This is a genomic window from Micromonospora yangpuensis (genome assembly GCF_900091615.1).
Lineage (GTDB): Bacteria > Actinomycetota > Actinomycetes > Mycobacteriales > Micromonosporaceae > Micromonospora > Micromonospora yangpuensis.
Genome location: NZ_FMIA01000002.1, coordinates 3,030,111 through 3,047,800 on the forward strand (window position 1 = coordinate 3,030,111; position 17,690 = coordinate 3,047,800).

A 17,690-nucleotide genomic window follows, 5' to 3' on the forward strand; every position below is an offset into this window, starting at 1 on the left:
GTGCAAGGAAGGGCCCCCTGTTAACGCTTTCTGATGTACAGGGGGCCCCTGCAAACACCTGGCGGCGCGCACCCACGTCGCGTGCCGGGAACAGCCGGGCCGGCAGTCAGGACGGGCGGCCGGCGTGGTGGAAGACCGGGTACGCCCACAGTGGCGCACCGTCGGCGTCGGCGATCTCGGCGAAGAGGTGCGCCAGCGACGCCGTCCACCGGGCCTGTACCTCGGCGTCGCCGGTGACCCGGCTGGCGTGGTCGAAGCCCCACCGGGTCCGCAGCACGCAGATCAGCAGCAGGCCGTGCCGGTAGATGGTGTAGTCGTACAGGCCGGCGTCGTCCAGCAGGGCGAGCAGCTCCGGCCAGACCTCGGCGTGCCGGCGCTCGTACTCGGCCTCGGCCCCGGGGCGCAGCCGGTACAGGTAGCACAGCTGCCGTCCCGGCCCCCGGGCCGGTGCCGCCCACGACCCGGTGCCGGGATCGTCGACGGCACCGGGGTCCACGCCCCGTGCGGTGCCGGGCCGGTCGGCCGGTGTGCTCACTTGCCGGAACCGGCCAGCGCGCCGGAGACCAGTTGCCGCTGGAACACCAGGTAGATGATGAGCACCGGGAGCAGGGCCACGATCAGGCCGGCGCTGACCAGCGGCACCGAGACGTCGTACTGGCCGCTGAGCATGGAGACCCCGACCATCAGCGTCTTGGAGTCCGAGCCGCCCATGATGACCAGCGGCAGCAGCAGGTCGTTCCACATCCAGACGAAGTTGAAGATGGCCAGCGCGGCCAGCGCCGGGGTGGCGATCGGGGCGAGCAGCCGGAACAGGATGGTGAAGTGTCCCGCCCCGTCGACCCGGGCCGCCTCGATCAGCTCGTCGGGCACCTGCTGGAAGTAGCCGGCCAGCTGGTAGGTCCCCAGCGGCAGGCCGAACGCCGCGTACGCCAGGATCAGCCCCTGGTACTGCCCGGACATGCCGAGGTCCAGTACCGTCTGGTACAGCGGGTAGATGATCGCCTGGCTGGGGATGGTCAGGGTGATGATGATCAGCAGGAAGACCACCTTGCCGCCGCGGAACCGCAACTTCGTCACCGTGTACGCGACGAGCATCGCGGCCAGCACCGACAGCACCAGACCGCCGACCGTGGTGACGATGGAGTTGAGCAGCAGCCGGGGCATGTCCATCCGGCGGAACGCCTCGACGTAGTTGTCGAAGGTGATCCCGGCCGGCAGCCCGAGCGGGTCCTGGGCGAAGCCGGTCTGCGTCTTCAGCGAGCTGACCACGGTGAACAGCAGCGGGTAGACCGCGGCCACCGCGACCACCACCAGCGCGAAGGTCAACAGGTAGCGCCCGATCTGGGCGGAGTGTCGCCGGTTCATGTCGGCTTCCTGGTCCCCTCTTTGAACATGTGCCGGACGCTGAAGATCGACAGCAGGGCGACGAAGACGAACAGGGCGATACCGATGGCCGAGCCGTATCCGCGGTCCAGGAACTGGAAGGTGGTCAGGAAGACCAGGTACTCCGGCAGCATGGTGGCGTTGCCGGGACCGCCCTGGGTCAGCGCGTAGATCAGTGGGAAGAGCCAGATCAACACCCCGGAGGCGCAGAGCACACTCCAGTACGCCACGGTCGGGCGCAGCATCGGCACCACCACCGAGACCAGCCGCCGCCAGAATCCGGCTCCGTCGAGGTACGCGGCCTCCAGCACCTCGTCGGGAATGGTGGCCAGCCCGGCCAGGTAGGTCATCACGCCCAGCCCGAAGAAGCTCCACAGGGCGACCGCGACCAGGCTGAACAGGGCGCTGTTCTGCCCGTTGAGCCACTCGATGGCCAGCGGCGCCAACCCGACCGCGCGCAGCAGGGCGTTGATCGGGCCGTCCGGGGAGAGGATCTGGCGGAACATGATGCCGACCACGATCGGCGCGATGGTGTACGGGATGAAGTAGACCGCCCGGAAGAACTGCCAACCGGGTGCCCGCTGGTGGATCAGCACCGCCAGCACCAGCGGGAAGACCACCCAGACCGGCAGGGTGGCCACCACCAGCAGCGCGTTGCGGAAGCTGGCCAGCACCACCGGGTCGTCGAACATCCGGGTGTAGTTGTCCGCACCGGCGAACGTGCTGTCGCCGAACCCGCCGGAGGACTCGAAACTGGTGATCACGCCCCGGGCCAGCGGCACCAGCTTGAAGGTGACCGCCAGCACCACCGCCGGCAGCACCATCAGGGCCCCGAGCCACCACTCCCGGGCGTGGGCGGTCCGCCGGGTACGGCGTACCGGCGGTGGGGTTGTCGCGACGGCCGGCTCAGCGGCGGGCGCGGTGGAGATGCTCATCGGTTGTTGTCCTCCCCAGGGCGCACCGGGTGGGACGGCGCCGGCCGTCCCACCCGGGTTGCGGCTAGTTGCCCTGCTTCTTGGTGGGGCTGCGCTCCAGCGCCTGCTGCATCTGCTCGGCCCACTTGTCCACGGTGAGCTGGCCGAGGGTGACCTGCTGCCAGCCGCGGGCCAGCGCGTCGGCCTCCGGGCCGGAGAGCATCACACCGGCGTGCAGGGTCGGGTCGGCGACCAGCTCCTGGATCTTCTTGAAGGCCGGCGACGACGGCAGCAGCGCCGGGTCGACGTTCCGGTTCAGCGGCTGCCCCTTGGCGTGCTTGACCCACAGCTCGCCGTTCTCCTTGCCGGCCAGCCAGGTGATGAACTCCAGGCCGGCGTCCTTCTTCTCGCTCCACTTGGTCACGCCGTAGACGGCGCCCTCGATGCCGGAGAACTTCTGCGCCAACGGCGCGGACTGGTTGATCACCGGCCACCGGCTGACGCCGAGCTTGTCGTCACCGAGGGCCTTGCCGAAGGCCTCCCAGTTCACCGCGTCGGAGATGATGGTGCCGGCGAAGGCGGCGTCGCCGCGCTGGAAGATGTCCGCGCCGTCGGGCAGCATGGTGATCGACGGGGCGTTGCGGTTCGTCCAGCCCTTGGTGGTGATCTCGGCCAGCTTCTCCAGGGTCTGGACCAGTTTCGGGTCCTTCCAGGACAGGGTGCCGGCGAGCAGGCCCCGGATGTCGTCCTCGCTCAGGAAGTTGCGGGCGATCTCCGGGAAGTCCCAGTACGCCGGGAAGGTGCCGGACAGCCCCAGCGCCAGGCAGGTCTTACCGGCCTTCTTCACCGCCTCACAGGCGGCCCCGAACTCGTCCCAGGTGGCCGGCGGCTTTTCCGGGTCCAGCCCGGCGGCGGCCAGCACGTCCTTGTTGTAGTAGAGGACGTTGCCCTGGTACGAGAAGGGGACGCCGAAGCACTCCTTGCTGGTGTCGAAGCCCTCGCAGGCTCCGCTGTAGGTGACCAGGTCCTTGTTGATCTCGGCGGCCCGCTCGCCCAGCGGCACGTACGCGCCCCGCCTGTCGAACAGCTCCAGTCCGGCGTTGTTGGCCATCACGTCCGGCCCGGACTGCGAGGTGATGTAGGGCCCCTGCACCTCGGGGTACTTGTCGAAGGGGACGGCCTGCATCTCCAGCTTGATGTCCGGGTGGCTGGCCTCGAAGGTCGACTTGACCTGCTGCCAGTACTCGGTGCCACCCGGCTCCCAGGTGAGCACCTTCAGGGTGACCGGGCCGTCGGCGGCGCTGTCGCCACCGCCGCACCCGGCCAGCGCCACGGCGGCGGCCACACCGGCGGCGAGGACGCCGGCCAATCTACGTCGAAACATCGGCGGAAGCTCCTGTCAGGAGAGGGGATCGGGGGATATCCGGCGGGTAGCGCCACCGGCGGCGGCGCTGTCGGTGACGGCGGCGGCGACCTGCACCACGTGCAGTCCGTCGGCGAGCGGGACGACCGCCGTGGACTCGGTGCCGGTCACCTGGGCGACGAAGTGGCGCAGCTGTGCGGCGAGCGCGCCGCCACCGTCGGGCGGCGACAGCAACCAGTCCGGTGCCTCGGTCGTCTCGCCCTGCACCAGCAGGGTGGGGTGGCCGAGGTCGACGTGCGCGACACCGTCGGTGCCGTACACCTCGACCAGGTCGCTCGTGTGGTTGGCGGTGTGTTCGGGCAGCAGGTAGCTGTTGCGGATCGACGACACGACGTCGTTGGCGTGCCGAAGCTCCGCCCAGACCAGGACCGGCGCGGCCGGTCCGGGTCGGGTCCGGGTCGCCGCGCGCACCTCGACCACCGGGGACTGGGCGTACCAGATCGCCAGGTCGATGTCGTGCACGGCGGTGAGCAGGGCGGGGTGCTCGTCGGGGAAGAGCCGGCTGAGGGTGCGGGGCCGGTCCCGGCGGGAGGAGACCGCCAGCACCTGCCCGAGCCGACCGGCGCGTACCGCCTCGTACAGTGCCCGGTGCGGGGCGCTGTGCCGCAGGATGTGCCCCGGCTGGCAGAGCACCCCGTGGGTGTGCGCGGCGCGCACGATCGCGGCGGCGTCGGCCACCGTCGCGGCGAGCGGCTTCTCCACCAGCACCGGTACGCCGGCGGCGAGCAACGCCACCGCGACCGCCCGGTGCGCCGGACCGGGTACGCAGACCGAGGCCGCCTGCGGCGCCGCGTCGGCGAGCAACTCCTCGACGGTGGCGAAGGTCCGGGACACCCCGTGTGCGGCGGCCACCCGGGCCCGGGTGACCGGGTCGGGGTCGACCAGCGCGGTCACCGGCACCCCCAGCGACCGGTACGCGGCCACGTGCCGCTGCCCGAACGCGCCGGCCCCGATCACCGCGACCTCGGGCGGGGTGATCATGACGGCACCGCCGCGACGGTCGGGTCCGTACCCGGGGCAGCCGAGCCGTTCGCGTCGGCCGACCCCGTTCGCTGCGCCGCCGGTGTGTCGGCCGAGCCTGTGCGCTGCGCCGCCGGTGCGTCGGCCGAGCCTGTTCGCTGCGCCGCCGGTGCGCCGGCCGTCGACGGCCCTCCCGTCGGGGCGTCGGTCGACCGGGGCGCTGCGGACGGGGTGAGCCGGCCGTCGAGCACGGCGCGGGTGAGCCGGTCGAGGGCGGTCACCCCGACGGCCAGGCAGCGTTCGTCGACGTCGAAGGTGCCGGAGTGCAGGGGGGCGCCGCCGCGTTCGCCGGTCACCCCGAGCTTGACGTACAGGCTGGGGCCGAGCGCGCCGAGCAGGGCGAAGTCGTCGGTGGTCAGCGGCGGCACGGCCAGGTCGACCACCTCGACCAGGTCGGACAGCTCGGTGTGGGCCAACGCGACCAGTTCGGCGGCGTTGCGTACCGGGGGCATCTCGTTGGCCCAGGTGAACCGCACCCCGAGGTCGAGGGCGGCGGCCTGTTGCCGGGCGAGGCGCTCGATGACGGTCTTGAGCCGCTCGCGGACCGCCTCGTCGTGGGTGCGCAGGGTGCCGGTCGCCTCGGCGTACCCGGCGACCTGGCTCTGGCTGGCGCCTCCGGCGATGGTGCCGATGTTGAACGCGACCAGCTCGTCGGCGTTGCGGGAGCGGGCCACCGCCGCGTGCAGCAGGTTGACCATGCCGCTGAGGCCGAGGATGGCGTCGCGGCCCAGTGCCGGGGTGGCGGCGTGGGCGGTCCGGCCGAGCACCTCGACCCGGAAGGCGTCCTTGGCCGCCATCGCGGTGGCCCGGTCCACGCCGAGCGTGCCGACCGGCAGGTCCGGCCAGCAGTGCAGGCCGAGGACGGCGTCGAAGCGCCGCCCGCGCAGGGCGTCGTCGCGCAGTACGGCCGCGGCGCCGGAGGCCTCGCCGAAGGGGATCTCCTCGGCGGGCTGGAAGAGCACGGCCACCGACCCCCGCGCCGGTGGGTCGGCGGCGAGCCGGGCGGCCACCCCGTACGCGACGGTCATGTGCACGTCGTGTCCGCAGGCGTGGCAGATCCCGGCGTTCGTCGAGGCGTACGGCTCGGTCTTGACGTCCTGGACCGGATAGGCATCCATATCGGCCCGAAGGAGCACGGCGGGTCCGGGGAGGGGGCCGTCAACCTCCAGGAGGAGGCCGGTGCCGGCAAGTCCGGTACGGACCCGGCCGAACGGCTGAAGCATCCCGGCCAGCAACCCGGCTGTCGCGTGCTCGGTAAACCGCAGCTCGGGATGGTGATGGAGCTGACGACGCAGCCGTACCAGCTCGTCAACCTCGTCGCTTGCCAGCGTCACCCGCTTCACCCCTCGCTCGCGGCCTGCAATCCGGACCTAATTGAGACAAGAACCTAAGTCAGGGGGGTGGCCACGTCAATAACCAGGAGAAAACTGGGTTATGGTCCGTGACCATGGACCGCGCTGACGCCCACCTGCACCTCTTCGCCGACGGGTACCCGGGCCGCTACGGCCGCTCGCCCGCCGGGGGACCGGAGGTCGCGCTGTACGAGGACCTCCGCCGCGAACACCGCATCGGCCGGGCGCTGGTCGTCGGGTACGAGGGCGAGCCGCGCTTCGCCGGGAACAACGACTACCTGGCCGGACTGGCCCGCACCCACGACTGGATCGCCCCGGTCGGCTACGTCCCCGCCGACGCGCCGCCCACCGACGACACGCTGCGCCGGTGGTGGTCGGCGGGCTTCGTCGGAGTGGCCGGCTACCTGGCCGACGCCGCACGGGCCGAGCGGTTCGCCGACTGGCTGACCGCCGCCGCCCCGGCGCTGACCCGGGCCGGCGCGGTGGTCAGCCTCAACGCCACGCCCGCCGCGACCGCCCGGATGGGCCCTGCGCTGGCCGCGCTGGACGGCTGCCCGGTGCTCTTCAGCCACCTCGGGCTGCCCGGCAGCCGACCCACCCCGCCGGCCGCGCGGGACGCCGCCGAGGCCCTCGCCCCGCTGCGCGCCCTGGCCCGGCTACCGCACGTCGGGGTCAAGATCTCCGGCCTGTACGCGGTAAGCGAGCCCAGCCACGCCTGGCCGCACCCGGCCGCCCGCCCCTTCGTCGACGTGCTGCTGGACAGCTTCGGCACCCGACGGCTCTACTGGGGCTCGGACTTCCCGCCCAGCCTGGACCACGTCTCGTTCGCGCAGACCCTCGACCCGGTCGGGCTGGACGACCTCAGCCCGACCGAACGCGCCGACATCCTCGGCGCCAACCTGCACCGCGCCCTGCAGACCTGAGGCCGGCGCGGGTACCGCTGCTCCGGCGTCGTCACCGACGGCGTCGCGCCGCCCGGCCAGCAACCCGGGCCACCACCACCGGCAGCACATGCACCACGGTGACGATCACGGCCACCAGGACCAGGACCTGACCGACGCCGAGCCCGTGCCAGGCCAGCACCAGCGCCGCGCACCCGCCGGTGACCACGGAGTGCAACGCCACCCGCAACGCGGTCGTGCGCAGCGACGTGTCCCCGTCGGGGCCCTCGGAAACCCTGCCGCGCCGCACCACCGCGGTGATCATCGTGCCCACCGCGACCAGCACGGCGATCTGCGCCGCCCACCCGGCGGTCGCCCCGATGCCGGCCCGGTCGGTCACCGCCGGCGCGACCAGGGTGGCACCGGCGAGGACCAGGAAGATCGGCGGCCAGCTGAGCACCATCGCGGTGGTCACGGCCATGGTCATCAACCGGGCCACCCCGACCGGGGGTTCCTCGACCTGGACGCGTACGGCCTCGGGAGCCCAGACGAGCTTGCGGGGCGACGGGCTGTCCGGTGCGGGCTGCGACATGCCGAACAACCTATCGGTCGGCCACCACCCGCCGATGCGGGTGGCCGCCGACCGGGGCACCGGACCGGGTCACTGCCAGCGGAACAGCGCGGCGGCCACGACCGGGCCCAGCACCGCCGTGACCACCAGGGCGGCCAGGTTCGTGGCGTCGACCGGCAGCCCCGCCCAGGCGGCGGAGAGCGCCTCGACCGTGGCGCCGAAGGGCAGCAACCCGCCGACCTGCCGGACCGGCTCCGGCAGGGCGTCCGCGCCGCCGAACAGCCCGCCGACCGCGCCGAGGGCGAAGAAGCCGACCAGCCCGATCGCCACGGCGGAGTTCGGGGTGGGTGCCACGGCGGCGACCAGCAGACCCAGGCCGTACATCGCGGCGACGCCGAGCCCGACGACACCGAGGGCGACCCCGAGGTGCGCGGGCGGACGGGCACCGAGGGCGCTCACCGCAACCGTGTACGCCACGGCGATGCCGACCACGGCCTGCCCCAGGCTCACCACCACCTGTGCGCCGAGCACCATCGCCGGTGAGGCGGGGGTGACCGCGAACCGGCGGAGGATCCCGCTGCGGCGGTAGTAGGCCAGGAAGCTCGGCATGTTGATGATGCCGATCGAGGCGATGACGATGGTGAAGACCAGCGGCAGGACGTGGACGTCCAGGGCCGAGCGGCCGTTGCCGACCTCCTGCCGCCCGGCCGACGACGCGTTCATCACCATGATCAGCAGAGGCAGGCCGATCGGCACCACCAGCCCGGCGGTGTCCCGGGCCACCATCTTCGCCTCGCACCGGATCAGCGTCAGCCAGGCCCGTGGCCCCGGTCGCCGGGCCGTCGTGGCGGTCATGCCGCAGCCTCCCGCCCGAGGTCGCGACCGGTGAGGGCGACGAACGCCTCCTCCAGGTCGGCCGTGCCGGTCCGGGCCACCAACTCGGCCGGGGTGCCCAGGGCGACGATCCGGCCGCCGTCGAGCAACGCGACCCGGTCGCAGAGCCGCTCGACCTCGTCCATCGCGTGGCTGACCAGCACCACCGTCTCGTCGCGCAGCGCCTCCACGCCGGCCCACACCCGGCGCCGGGCGTGCGGATCCAGGCCGGTGGTGAGTTCGTCGAGGATCACCACACGCGGCCGGCCGACCAGCGCGAGGGCGATGGAGAGCCGCTGCTGCTGGCCGCCGGAGAGCTTCTCGAACCGGGTACGCCGCCGGTCGACCAGCCCGACCAGGTCGAGCAGCTCGGCGGCCGGGCGTGGATCGGGATAGAAACTGCGGTAGAGCCCGACCAGTTCGGCGACGGTCAACGCGTGGTGCAGCTGGGCCTGTTGCAGCTGCACACCGAGCACCTGCCGCAGCGCCGCCCGGTCCCGGCGCGGATCCAGACCGGCGACGGTGACCCGGCCCCGGTCCGGGGTGCGCAGACCGGCGATCAGCTCGACAGTGGTGGTCTTGCCGGCGCCGTTGGCCCCGAGCAGGCCCAGCACCTCGCCGGCGGCGACCCGCAGACTCACGTCGTCGACCGCCACGACGTCGCCGTACCGCTTCGACAGGTGTTCGGCACAGATGACTGGTTCGTTCATACCGCCATGGTGGGTGCGCCACCCGGGCCCGCGCCTGTGCCGTCGGTCAGGCGTACCGACCATGACTTTCGGCACCGTCGGCGGGCCGTACCCGGTGGGTAGGTTGGACCGATGCGGCGGATGGGGCTGGACGAGTGGTCGGGCCTGGCCATGCTCCTGGTCTGCGTGGGCGCGGCGTCCCCGGTCGTGGTCGGCGTCGTCGACCCGGACGTGCCGGTGCCGGTCTGGGTCGGGTTGTTCCTGACGACGATGATGGCGGCGCTGACCGCCGTGGCGGGCACGACGGTCCGGCCGGTCCGGCGCCGGGTGGCCTACGGCACGGCGGTGCTGGCCGGCTGGGCCGTGGTGGTGACCGCACCGCAGGCCGGCCTGCTGCCGATCCTGCTGGTCGTGCTCGCCGCGTTCGGCCCGGAGGTCGTCCGCCTCCCGGCCAACCTGGTGGTGGTCGCGCTGAACACCGTCGTCATCGGCGTGGCCATGGGCCGGATCAACGACGTGGGTCTCCAACTCGGCATGGCCGCGGCGTTCTACGGGCTGATCCAACTCGCCACGGTGTTCAGCGTGACCGCGGTCCGTCGGGAGAAGCAGCTGCGCCGCGAGCTGGCGAGGGCCCACGTCGACCTGCAGGCCGCGAGCGTGCTGCTGGCCGGGTCCGCACGCACGGCGGAGCGGCTACGGATCTCCCGGGAACTGCACGACCTGATCGGTCACCAGCTCACCGTCCTCACCCTGGAGCTGGAGGCCGCCCGGCACCGCCCGGCCGACGCCGCCGGCGCCCACGTCGAGCGGGCCAACCGGGTGGCCCGCGACGTCCTCGCCGACGTCCGCAGCACCGTCGGTACGCTGCGCGCCGGCCCCGCCACCGACCTGGCCGAGGCGCTGCGCGCGGTCGGCCGGGACGTGCCGGGGCTGGCCGTCACGGTCGAGGTGGGCGACGACGTACTGGCCGACGAGGAACAGACCGCCGCCCTGGTGCGTACCGTGCAGGAGATCGTGACGAACACCCTGCGGCACGCCGGGGCCCGCCGGTTGCGGGTGGAGGTCGCGGTCGACGGTGACACGATCAGGTTGACCGCGACCGACGACGGGCAGGGCGCGACCGAGGTGGTCGAGGGCAACGGGCTGCGCGGCATCGCCGAACGGTTCGCCGCCCTCGGCGGTGCCGTCGAGTACGACGGCGGTGCGGGGTTCCGGGTCGTCGGTCGGGTGCCGCGGCGATGACCCGGGTGGTGGTGGTCGACGACCAGACCCTGGTCCGGCAGGGCATCCGGACCCTGCTCGAACTGGCCGGCTGCACGGTGGTGGGTGAGGCCGGTGACGGTGCGGCGGCGCTGGAGGTGATCGCCGCCAGCACGCCCGACGTGGTCCTGCTCGACCTGCGGATGCCGCACCGCGACGGCCTCTGGACCCTACGGCAGCTGCGGGAGCGGGCCGTGGACGTGCCGGTGCTGGTGCTCACCACCTTCGACGACGACACCCTCGTGCTCGACGCGTTGCGCGCCGGGGCGCGCGGCTACCTGCTCAAGGACGTCACGCTGGCCCAGCTGACCCGGGCCGTGGAGACCCTCGCGGCCGGCGGGACCCTGATCGCGGTGTCGATCACCGACCGGTTGCTGCGGGCCATCCGGGACACCCCGGGGCCGGTCGGGGTGGAGACACCACCGCCGCAGGAGCTGACCGAACGGGAGGTGGAGGTGCTGCGGCTGGTGGCCGGCGGGTACACCAACCGGGAGATCGCCGGGATCCTGTTCCTGGCCGAGGGCACGGTGAAGAACCACGTGTCGACGATTCTGCTCAAACTGGGCGCCCGGGACCGCACCAACGCGGTCCTGCGGGCCCTGCACGAGGGCATCCTGGGCTGAGCCGCCGTCCGGGTCGGCCCGGTGCGCACCGGACCGGCACCCCAGGATTCCGGACCGGGCACCCGGTCCCGCTCGATGGGGTCGACCGGGGGGCGGCATCGTCGGGGCATGACAACCTCCACAGTGCCATCCCGGTCGGGCGGCGTACCCCGGTGGTCGACGCCTACCCACCGCTGGCCGAGCCTGCTCGGCCGGGCGTCCCGACCGGCGCTCATCGCCCAGACCGGCGCGCTGGTCGGGTTCGGCACCCTTGCGGTCGGTTCGCTGTACCTCGCGCCGACCGTCGGGCTCGTGCTCAGCGGCCTGGTGCTGGCCGGGCACGGCGTCTGGGACCTGTGGCACTACCGGCGCGACCGGGTGGTGCCCCGGTCGTTGGCCGAGTTCTGCATGCTGCTGGACGTGCCGCTGGGGGTCGGGTTTCTCGTGCTCGCGGCGCTCGGCTGAACCGTGACCCGGTAGCTGGCCCGGTAACCCGAGGGCGTGACGCCGTACCGGTCGACGAACGCCTGCCGCAGCGCCTCCGCCGAGGCGAAACCGCAGCGGTCGGCGATCCGGGCCAGCGGCAACCGGCTCGACGCGAGCAGGTGGGCCGCCGCCTCCAACCGGACCGTACGGACGTAGCGGGCCGGGGTCTGACCGAGCTGGGCGACGAAGAGCCGGGTCAGGTGCCGTTCGCTGACCGCCGCCCGGGCGGCCAACGCGGTGAGGCTGAGGTCGGCGGCCGGCGCATCGTTGATCATCGCGACCAGCCGCCGGACCAGGGCGTCACTCGGTGCCGGTGCGGTCAGGAACATGCTCATCTGTGCCTGGTTGCCCGGCCGGTGCAGGTAGGTCACCAGCCCCTGGGCCACCCGCCGGGCCACCTCCCCGCCGTGGTCCTCGGCCACGAACGCCAGGGCGAGGTCGAGGGCGCTGGTGACCCCGGCGGCGGTGCTCACCTGACCGTCGCGGACGTAGAGCGGCGTCGGATCGACCCGTACCGCGGGATAGGTGGCCGCGAGCTGGTCGGCGAACATCCAGTGGGTGGTGGCCCGGCGGCCGTCGAGCAGCCCGGCGGCGGCCAGCACGGAGGCGCCGGTGCAGACCGACGCCACCCGGCGGGTCTCCCGCGCCAGCCGACGTACGTGCCCGACCAGACGGGCGTCGCCGGCGGCGGCCAGGTGGCCCTCGCCGCCGGCGACGATCAGCGTGTCGATCGGCCCGCGCAGCCGTTCGAGGCTCGTCTGCGCCGCCAGCGTCAACCCGGCCTGGCAGCTGATCGGCCGGCCACCGGGGGAGGCCACCCCGACCGTGTAGCGCGGGTCCCGCCCGGCCCGGTTGGCGTAGTCGAAGGTCGTGGTCAGGCAGGCGATGTCCAGCAGCTCGGCCGCCGGGTAGCCGACGACGACCACGCGTACCCCGCCCATCGTCCGACCCTACCGCCGGGCCGGGCCGCCGACGCCCCCGTGGGCCGGGCGGGGCCGGTCAGGAGGCGGTGGGGAAGTGGAAGTCGGAGCGGGACGCCTCGGCGCGCCCCGGCCACCGGCTGGTGACCACCTTGCCCCGGGTGTAGAACGCCACCCCCTCCGGGCCGTGCACGTGGGTGTCGCCGAAGAGGGAGGCCTTCCAACCACCGAAGGAGTGGTAGGCCATCGGCACCGGCAGGGGGACGTTGACGCCGATCATGCCGACCGTGACGCCGCGCACGAAACGGCGGGCCGCCGCCCCGCCCGAGGTGAACAGCGCGGTCCCGTTGCCGTACGGGTTGGCGTTGATGATCCCGATGGCCTCGTCGAGGGTCTGCGCCCGCAGCACGACCAGCACCGGACCGAAGATCTCCTCCTGGTAGGCCGACATCTGCGGGGTCACCTGGTCCAGCAGACACGGGCCGACGAAGTACCCACCGTCGTGGCCCGCCACCCTCAACTCCCGACCGTCGACGACCACGGTGGCCCCGGCCTGCTGCGCCGCGCCGACGGCGGCGATCACCCGGTCCCGTGCCTCGCTGGTCACCAACGGCCCCATCTGGGCGTGCTCCTGGTCGCCGGGGCCCACCACGACCGTCGCGGCCTCCCGGCCCAGCAGCTGGACCAACTCGTCACCGGTCGACCCGACGGCCACCACGGCGGAGATCGCCATGCAGCGCTGCCCGGCGGAGCCGTACGCCGCGGCGGTGATCTGCCGGGCCGCGTCGGCCAGGTCGGCGTCGGGCAGCACCACGGCGTGGTTCTTCGCCCCGCCGAGGGCCTGGACCCGTTTGCCGTTCGCCGAGGCGCGTCCGTGCACGTACCGGGCGACCGGCGTGGAACCGACGAACGACACCGCCTGTACGTCCCGGTGGTCGAGCAACGCGTCGACCGCCGCCCGGCCGCCGTGCACCACGTTGAACACGCCGTCGGGCAGTCCCGCGTCGGCGTAGAGCTGCGCGACGAGGTTCGACGCGGACGGGTCGCGTTCGCTGGGCTTGAGCACGAAGGTGTTGCCGCAGGCGATGGCGACCGGGTGCATCCACATCGGCACCATGACCGGGAAGTTGAACGGGGTGACACCGGCGCAGACCCCCAGCGGGGCGCGCAGCGAGTACGAGTCCACGCCGGTGGACACCTGGTCGGAGTAGGCCCCCTTGAGCAGCTGCGGGATCCCGCAGGCGAACTCGATGACCTCCCGGCCACGGATCACCTCGCCGCGGGCGTCCTCGACGGTCTTGCCGTGTTCGGCGGTGACGAGTCGGGCCAGGTCGTCCTCGTGCCGCTCCACCAGGTCCCGCATCCGGAACAGGACCTTCGTCCGGCGGGACAGCGACATCTCGCCCCACGACTCCTGCGCCCGGACCGCCGCCGCGACGGCCAGGTCGACCTCCGCCGGCCCGCCGACCGCGACCCGGGCCTGGGGCTGACCGGTGGCGGGCTGGTGCACCGTGGCGTACTCGGTGCCGGTGACGGACGCGCCGCCGATCCAGTGCTCGATGCTGCGCACCGTATTCTCCTTCGTCGACCGACGCGAGGTGCGCCGGATGTTGCTACGGGGGTGTGCCGATCCGCCGGCCCAGGAGCACCGGGGGTGCGCCGGGCCGGCTCAGCCGGCGGTCACAGCCAGCGGGTGCCGATGCCCTGGAGGTCCGGGGTGCTGAAGGCGTACAGCAGCTCCATGCCGTCCGCGTCGCCGGTCTCGATCGCGTGCGCGACACCGGCGGGGATGTACATCGCCGTCCCCGGGCCCGCCTCGAACTGCTCGTCGGCCAGCCGGAACAGCGCCGTTCCGGACAGCACGTAGTAGAACTCGGCGGACGCGGCGTGCAGGTGCGGCGGGTGCCTCATCCCGGGCTCCATCCGGTAGACCCCGGTGAGGAACTCGCAGTCCGGATCCCCGGTCACCTGCCGGTCGACCAGGCGGTGCACCAGTCCCTCGTCGTCCGGGTTGTGGTTGAGCGCGGAGATCAGCTCGTACGCCAGGTCGGCGCGGTGCAGGACGAAGCCCGCGCGCGTACCCCCGCCGGAGGCGATCCGCCGACCGCCGGTGGGCGGCAGCGCCGTCACCGCTCGGCGTCCACGCTGGTCGCCCCGAGCGGAATCTGCGGGCTGGTGAGTGGGCCGTGGTGTTTGGACAGGCAGATGGCCTCCCAGCCGGTGACCACGCCGTGGATGACGCCGGGCTCCCAGCACAGGTACTCGCCGGCGCGGTAGACGTGCTCGGGGTCGGTGGCGCACCAGCCGTCGAGGAAGAAGATCTCCTCCGTGCTGTGGTGGAACTCCAGCGCCGTCTTGGCGAAGCGGCGCGGCAGGACGAACAGAATGGTGTCCTTGCCGGTCTCCTCGACCCGGCGCAGCCGGATGCACTGGGTGGGCACCTCGATGTCGCCGTGACTGCTCGTGTCGGTGACGCCCGCGAACGCCTCCTGGACGGGCAGCCAGTTCGTCTGGTCGAAGATGTCGACGGTCTCGCCGAGCGGCTTCGACGGCGTGGGCCGCTCGTCCGTGCGGACCTCGAACGGCGCGTCCGTCCAGAAGATCAGGGTGGCGCCCTCGGTCGAGGAGATCGGGCCGAGTTCGGTGCCGGCGGGCAGAAAGAGGTAGTGCCCGCGCCGGCACCGACGTCCGGCGATCGTCAGGTCACCGTCGCGGACCAGTAGTTCCAGGTCGGCGCTGTTCCAGTGGGCGGGCATCTGCCAACCGGGCGGGACGTCGACGACGAGCGTCTGCGCGCCGGTCTCCGGGTCGTCGTTGATGTGCCGGGTGCGTAGTCCGAAGGGCAGGTGCGGTGCCCGCCAGACCCGCTGGGGCACCTGGTCGAGGACGACCCGTCGCTTGCCGGAGTGGGCCACGTTGCCTCCTTCAGTCGGAGGCCAGATTGTATGTAATCTGCTTGGCATCGTCTAGGGCTCCGCTCCTCCTGTGCTGCTGCGAGCAGGTAGGAGCGGCTTGTCTCCTCGCTCCACCGGAGGTCTTAGTGATGGTTGTATGCAATAAGCGGCAATGGGGTGTTCCGACGGGGGTGTGCGGGCCGTCACCGGGCCGGGCCGGGGGAGTCCGGTCGGGGCGGCGTCTGGTTCTTGTGCCTCAGCCGCAGGGTTGTATACGATCTGGCGCTTAGCCTGTTCTGTCGGTCGCGTTTCCTCACCTGTTCTGATCGGGGAGAAATGCCGCGAAGATGTGGTCTGGTCGGCGGAGCGGTGGTCGCCGAGGACTGCATCATGGTGTCTGACGTGCTGACCTATTCGAGGCGCATCGAGTGCGTGGGTCCGGTCCGGCAGTCGGCCGACATCGAGAAGATCGACCTCCGGGGCAAGGTCTTCCGTGCTGAAGGTGTCGATGTGCATACACATATAGATGCCCCGTCCGGGCGGTGGTACGTGCCCGGCCAGGTCGACGCGTTTTGCCTCGGCGGCGCGCTGCCCCGTGGCGGGTGGTCCGTCGTGCGCCGGGGCGCCGGTCGGTTCGTGGCCCGTCGCGCGGAGTGAGTACCCGCCGGGTCGGCCGCCGGGATTCGGCTGGTCAGAGCCTTGACAGGCCGGTATTTGTATACAAGCATCGCTCGTGTTATCCGCTTTACCGGGTTCGCAGCACTAGATGGAACAAGCTTGCACACAATGTGGAGGTGTCGGCATGGGAAGACGTTCCGTTCGGGTGCGGGCCGTGGCAGTGCTCGCCGTGGCGGGCCTGGCTCTCGCGGCCTGCGGTGGCGGCGGCGAGCGGGAAGAGTCGGACGCCTCCGGGCGGACGCTGACCATCGCCGCCCCGGGAGTCCTGTCGAGTCTCGACTCCGAGCGCTACCAGGGTTACATCTCGATCGATCTGCTACCGAACACCGCCGGCACCCTGGTGCGCTTCGTGAAGCCCGAGGCCGGCGCGACGAAACTACAGACACCGGACCAGCTCGAAGCCGAACTCGCCGAGTCCTGGACGTTGACCGACGGCGGCAAGAAGATGTCCTTTACGCTCCGCGACGCCAAGAGTCAGTTCGGCAACCCGATCACCGCCGAGGACGTCAAGTGGTCGGTCGACCGGATGGTCAACAGCACAGGCGTGCCTATCGCCAAGATCCTGATGGGGATCGGCGGCTGGGACGTCACCAACCCGATCACCGTCGTCGACGACAAGACCTTCACGATCAACGTCGCCCAGCCCAACGCGGTGAGTCTCTCCATCCTGACCACGTTCTTCATGACGATCTACGACTCGGTGGAGGCCAAGAAGCACGCCACCGCGGACGACCCGTACGCCTACAAGTGGCTGGGGGAGAACACGGCGACCTTCGGGCCGTACCAGGTGCGGTCGTTCGACCCGGGCAAGGAGGTCCGGCTCACCGCCAACGAGAACTACTTCCGAGGTACGCCCAAGGTCAGGGACGTGGTGGTGCGGGCGGTCGCCGACACCTCCAACCGGCTGCAACTGGCCCAGAGCGGGCAGGTCGACGTCGCCACCGCGATGACCTTCGACCAGCTCTCCTCGCTGCAGAACAGCGGTGACGCCCGGCTGGAACGGGTGCTCTACCCGAACATCGACGTGCTGGTGCCCAACCTCAAGGCGGAGCCCTTCGACGACAAGCGGGTCCGCGAGGCCATCTCGTACGCGGTCGACCGGCAGGCCATCGTCGACTCGGCGTACCAGGGCTTCTCGGCACCCTCGACCGACTTCATGCACGACGACTTCGGCGCCCCCGCGGCGAGCCGGCCGCTGGCCCACGACCTGGACCGGGCCAAGCAGTTGCTGGCCGAGGCAGGACTGCCGAACGGCTTCCCGATGGAGCTGGCCTACAACGCGGCGAACGTGGGTGCGCACAGTGAGCAGGTGGCCGTGCTGCTGCGGTCGCAGCTGGCCAAGGTCGGTATCGAGGTGAAACTGAACAACGTCGCCTCCGGCGCCGACTTCGACACCGCCAAGCGCGAGGGCAAGCTGCAGACCTGGCTGGCCACCAGCACACCGTTGGTCCCCGACCCCGCCTACTACCTGCAGGTCTTCTACTCCACCGGTGGCCTGACCAACCTGCAGAACTACAGCTCGCCCACCCTCGACGGGCTGTCCCGCCAGATCCTGGAGACCCAGCCGGGACCCGAGCGCGACGCGCTGGTCAAGCAGGTCAACGACTTCCTGGTCGGTGACATGCCGGCGATCCCGCTTGTCGACTCCCAGAAGTACTACGTCTTCAAGAAGGGCGTCGACGGCTTCGTCAGCTACTCGCAGGGCCACGTCAACTACTACGACATCAGCGTCTCCTAGGCGAGT

General features: G+C 71.9%; 19 protein-coding genes. 6 read left to right on the plus strand and 13 right to left on the minus strand.

Annotation, left to right across the window (positions count from 1 at the left end):
- Nucleotides 1-106: 106 nt before the first annotated feature.
- The 6 genes from GA0070617_RS13830 to GA0070617_RS13855 form a co-directional block, all read right to left on the minus strand.
- Entirely contained in the window at nt 107-535 is a 429-nt protein-coding gene (locus tag GA0070617_RS13830) for an L-rhamnose mutarotase (protein WP_139135655.1), read from the minus strand.
- Complete coding sequence (locus tag GA0070617_RS13835) at nt 532-1,365, minus strand: carbohydrate ABC transporter permease (protein WP_091437274.1); 834 nt, start codon at nt 1,363-1,365, stop codon at nt 532-534. The genes GA0070617_RS13830 and GA0070617_RS13835 overlap by 4 nt, the downstream gene beginning before the upstream one ends.
- Nucleotides 1,362-2,318, minus strand: coding sequence for a carbohydrate ABC transporter permease (locus GA0070617_RS13840; protein ID WP_091437276.1), 957 nt, complete (start codon nt 2,316-2,318; stop codon nt 1,362-1,364). The genes GA0070617_RS13835 and GA0070617_RS13840 overlap by 4 nt, the downstream gene beginning before the upstream one ends.
- A 64-nt stretch (nt 2,319-2,382) precedes the next feature.
- Nucleotides 2,383-3,681, minus strand: coding sequence for an ABC transporter substrate-binding protein (locus GA0070617_RS13845; protein WP_229688496.1), 1,299 nt, complete (start codon nt 3,679-3,681; stop codon nt 2,383-2,385).
- A gap of 15 nt (nt 3,682-3,696) precedes the next feature.
- On the minus strand, nt 3,697-4,701 hold the full coding sequence (locus GA0070617_RS13850) for a Gfo/Idh/MocA family protein (RefSeq protein WP_091437278.1): 1,005 nt from the start codon (nt 4,699-4,701) through the stop codon (nt 3,697-3,699).
- Entirely contained in the window at nt 4,698-6,074 is a 1,377-nt protein-coding gene (locus GA0070617_RS13855) for a M20 metallopeptidase family protein (protein ID WP_175440524.1), read from the minus strand. The genes GA0070617_RS13850 and GA0070617_RS13855 overlap by 4 nt, the downstream gene beginning before the upstream one ends.
- Before the next feature lie 113 nt (nt 6,075-6,187).
- On the opposite strand from GA0070617_RS13855, the gene GA0070617_RS13860 reads away from it, so the two are divergent.
- The gene (locus GA0070617_RS13860; RefSeq protein ID WP_139135656.1) at nt 6,188-7,015 is read left to right on the plus strand and encodes an amidohydrolase family protein; all 828 of its coding nucleotides are present in this window, start codon (nt 6,188-6,190) and stop codon (nt 7,013-7,015) included.
- 31 nt (nt 7,016-7,046) lie between these two features.
- Here the strand turns inward: GA0070617_RS13860 and GA0070617_RS13865 are convergent, their stop codons facing one another.
- The 3 genes from GA0070617_RS13865 to GA0070617_RS13875 form a co-directional block, all read right to left on the minus strand.
- Nucleotides 7,047-7,565, minus strand: coding sequence for a hypothetical protein (locus GA0070617_RS13865; RefSeq protein WP_091437284.1), 519 nt, complete (start codon nt 7,563-7,565; stop codon nt 7,047-7,049).
- A 69-nt stretch (nt 7,566-7,634) separates the two neighbouring features.
- Nucleotides 7,635-8,399 (minus strand): ABC transporter permease, encoded by a 765-nt coding sequence (locus tag GA0070617_RS13870; RefSeq protein ID WP_091437286.1) that lies wholly within the window; start codon nt 8,397-8,399, stop codon nt 7,635-7,637.
- The gene (locus GA0070617_RS13875; RefSeq protein ID WP_091437288.1) at nt 8,396-9,127 is read right to left on the minus strand and encodes an ABC transporter ATP-binding protein; all 732 of its coding nucleotides are present in this window, start codon (nt 9,125-9,127) and stop codon (nt 8,396-8,398) included. Before GA0070617_RS13875 ends, GA0070617_RS13870 begins: the two co-directional genes overlap by 4 nt.
- A 111-nt stretch (nt 9,128-9,238) precedes the next feature.
- Between GA0070617_RS13875 and GA0070617_RS13880 the strand changes: the two genes are divergently transcribed.
- The 3 genes from GA0070617_RS13880 (at nt 9,239) to GA0070617_RS13890 (ending at nt 11,433) form a co-directional block, all read left to right on the plus strand.
- The gene (locus GA0070617_RS13880; protein WP_217628808.1) at nt 9,239-10,348 is read left to right on the plus strand and encodes a sensor histidine kinase; all 1,110 of its coding nucleotides are present in this window, start codon (nt 9,239-9,241) and stop codon (nt 10,346-10,348) included.
- Nucleotides 10,345-10,989 carry a response regulator gene (locus GA0070617_RS13885; RefSeq protein ID WP_091437290.1) on the plus strand — a complete coding sequence of 215 codons (645 nt, stop codon included), beginning with the start codon at nt 10,345-10,347 and terminating at the stop codon, nt 10,987-10,989. The genes GA0070617_RS13880 and GA0070617_RS13885 overlap by 4 nt, the downstream gene beginning before the upstream one ends.
- 108 nt (nt 10,990-11,097) lie before the next feature.
- Nucleotides 11,098-11,433, plus strand: coding sequence for a hypothetical protein (locus GA0070617_RS13890; RefSeq protein ID WP_139135657.1), 336 nt, complete (start codon nt 11,098-11,100; stop codon nt 11,431-11,433).
- Here the strand turns inward: GA0070617_RS13890 and GA0070617_RS13895 are convergent.
- From GA0070617_RS13895 to GA0070617_RS13910, 4 genes are all read right to left on the minus strand, one after another.
- Nucleotides 11,331-12,395 carry a GlxA family transcriptional regulator gene (locus tag GA0070617_RS13895; protein WP_091437294.1) on the minus strand — a complete coding sequence of 355 codons (1,065 nt, stop codon included), beginning with the start codon at nt 12,393-12,395 and terminating at the stop codon, nt 11,331-11,333. The two genes, GA0070617_RS13890 and GA0070617_RS13895, sit on opposite strands and share 103 nt — an antisense overlap.
- Before the next feature lie 58 nt (nt 12,396-12,453).
- The gene (locus tag GA0070617_RS13900) at nt 12,454-13,944 is read right to left on the minus strand and encodes a CoA-acylating methylmalonate-semialdehyde dehydrogenase (protein WP_091437297.1); all 1,491 of its coding nucleotides are present in this window, start codon (nt 13,942-13,944) and stop codon (nt 12,454-12,456) included.
- A 110-nt stretch (nt 13,945-14,054) separates the two neighbouring features.
- Entirely contained in the window at nt 14,055-14,504 is a 450-nt protein-coding gene (locus tag GA0070617_RS13905) for a dimethylsulfonioproprionate lyase family protein (RefSeq protein ID WP_091437299.1), read from the minus strand.
- Nucleotides 14,501-15,289, minus strand: coding sequence for a cupin domain-containing protein (locus tag GA0070617_RS13910; protein WP_175440525.1), 789 nt, complete (start codon nt 15,287-15,289; stop codon nt 14,501-14,503). The genes GA0070617_RS13905 and GA0070617_RS13910 overlap by 4 nt, the downstream gene beginning before the upstream one ends.
- 369 nt (nt 15,290-15,658) lie before the next feature.
- Here GA0070617_RS13910 and GA0070617_RS13915 point away from each other — a divergent pair, with 369 nt between their 5' ends.
- Both GA0070617_RS13915 and GA0070617_RS13920 read left to right on the plus strand, forming a co-directional pair.
- Nucleotides 15,659-15,925 (plus strand): hypothetical protein, encoded by a 267-nt coding sequence (locus GA0070617_RS13915; RefSeq protein WP_139135658.1) that lies wholly within the window; start codon nt 15,659-15,661, stop codon nt 15,923-15,925.
- Nucleotides 15,926-16,070: 145 nt separating this feature from the next.
- The gene (locus GA0070617_RS13920; RefSeq protein WP_175440526.1) at nt 16,071-17,684 is read left to right on the plus strand and encodes an ABC transporter substrate-binding protein; all 1,614 of its coding nucleotides are present in this window, start codon (nt 16,071-16,073) and stop codon (nt 17,682-17,684) included.
- Nucleotides 17,685-17,690: the final 6 nt, after the last annotated feature.

What these genes read in the sequence shown, in the direction of transcription:
- GA0070617_RS13835 (WP_091437274.1), bottom strand. Translation starts at nt 1,365, where the DNA reads ATGAACCGGCGACACTCCGCCCAGATCGGGCGCTACCTGTTGACCTTC.
- GA0070617_RS13840 (WP_091437276.1), bottom strand. Translation starts at nt 2,318, where the DNA reads ATGAGCATCTCCACCGCGCCCGCCGCTGAGCCGGCCGTCGCGACAACC.
- GA0070617_RS13845 (WP_229688496.1), bottom strand. Translation starts at nt 3,681, where the DNA reads ATGTTTCGACGTAGATTGGCCGGCGTCCTCGCCGCCGGTGTGGCCGCC.
- GA0070617_RS13850 (WP_091437278.1), bottom strand. Translation starts at nt 4,701, where the DNA reads ATGATCACCCCGCCCGAGGTCGCGGTGATCGGGGCCGGCGCGTTCGGG.
- GA0070617_RS13860 (WP_139135656.1), top strand. Translation starts at nt 6,188, where the DNA reads ATGGACCGCGCTGACGCCCACCTGCACCTCTTCGCCGACGGGTACCCG.
- GA0070617_RS13865 (WP_091437284.1), bottom strand. Translation starts at nt 7,565, where the DNA reads ATGTCGCAGCCCGCACCGGACAGCCCGTCGCCCCGCAAGCTCGTCTGG.
- GA0070617_RS13870 (WP_091437286.1), bottom strand. Translation starts at nt 8,399, where the DNA reads ATGACCGCCACGACGGCCCGGCGACCGGGGCCACGGGCCTGGCTGACG.
- GA0070617_RS13875 (WP_091437288.1), bottom strand. Translation starts at nt 9,127, where the DNA reads ATGAACGAACCAGTCATCTGTGCCGAACACCTGTCGAAGCGGTACGGC.
- GA0070617_RS13880 (WP_217628808.1), top strand. Translation starts at nt 9,239, where the DNA reads ATGCGGCGGATGGGGCTGGACGAGTGGTCGGGCCTGGCCATGCTCCTG.
- GA0070617_RS13885 (WP_091437290.1), top strand. Translation starts at nt 10,345, where the DNA reads ATGACCCGGGTGGTGGTGGTCGACGACCAGACCCTGGTCCGGCAGGGC.
- GA0070617_RS13890 (WP_139135657.1), top strand. Translation starts at nt 11,098, where the DNA reads ATGACAACCTCCACAGTGCCATCCCGGTCGGGCGGCGTACCCCGGTGG.
- GA0070617_RS13895 (WP_091437294.1), bottom strand. Translation starts at nt 12,395, where the DNA reads ATGGGCGGGGTACGCGTGGTCGTCGTCGGCTACCCGGCGGCCGAGCTG.
- GA0070617_RS13915 (WP_139135658.1), top strand. Translation starts at nt 15,659, where the DNA reads ATGGTGTCTGACGTGCTGACCTATTCGAGGCGCATCGAGTGCGTGGGT.
- GA0070617_RS13920 (WP_175440526.1), top strand. Translation starts at nt 16,071, where the DNA reads ATGGGAAGACGTTCCGTTCGGGTGCGGGCCGTGGCAGTGCTCGCCGTG.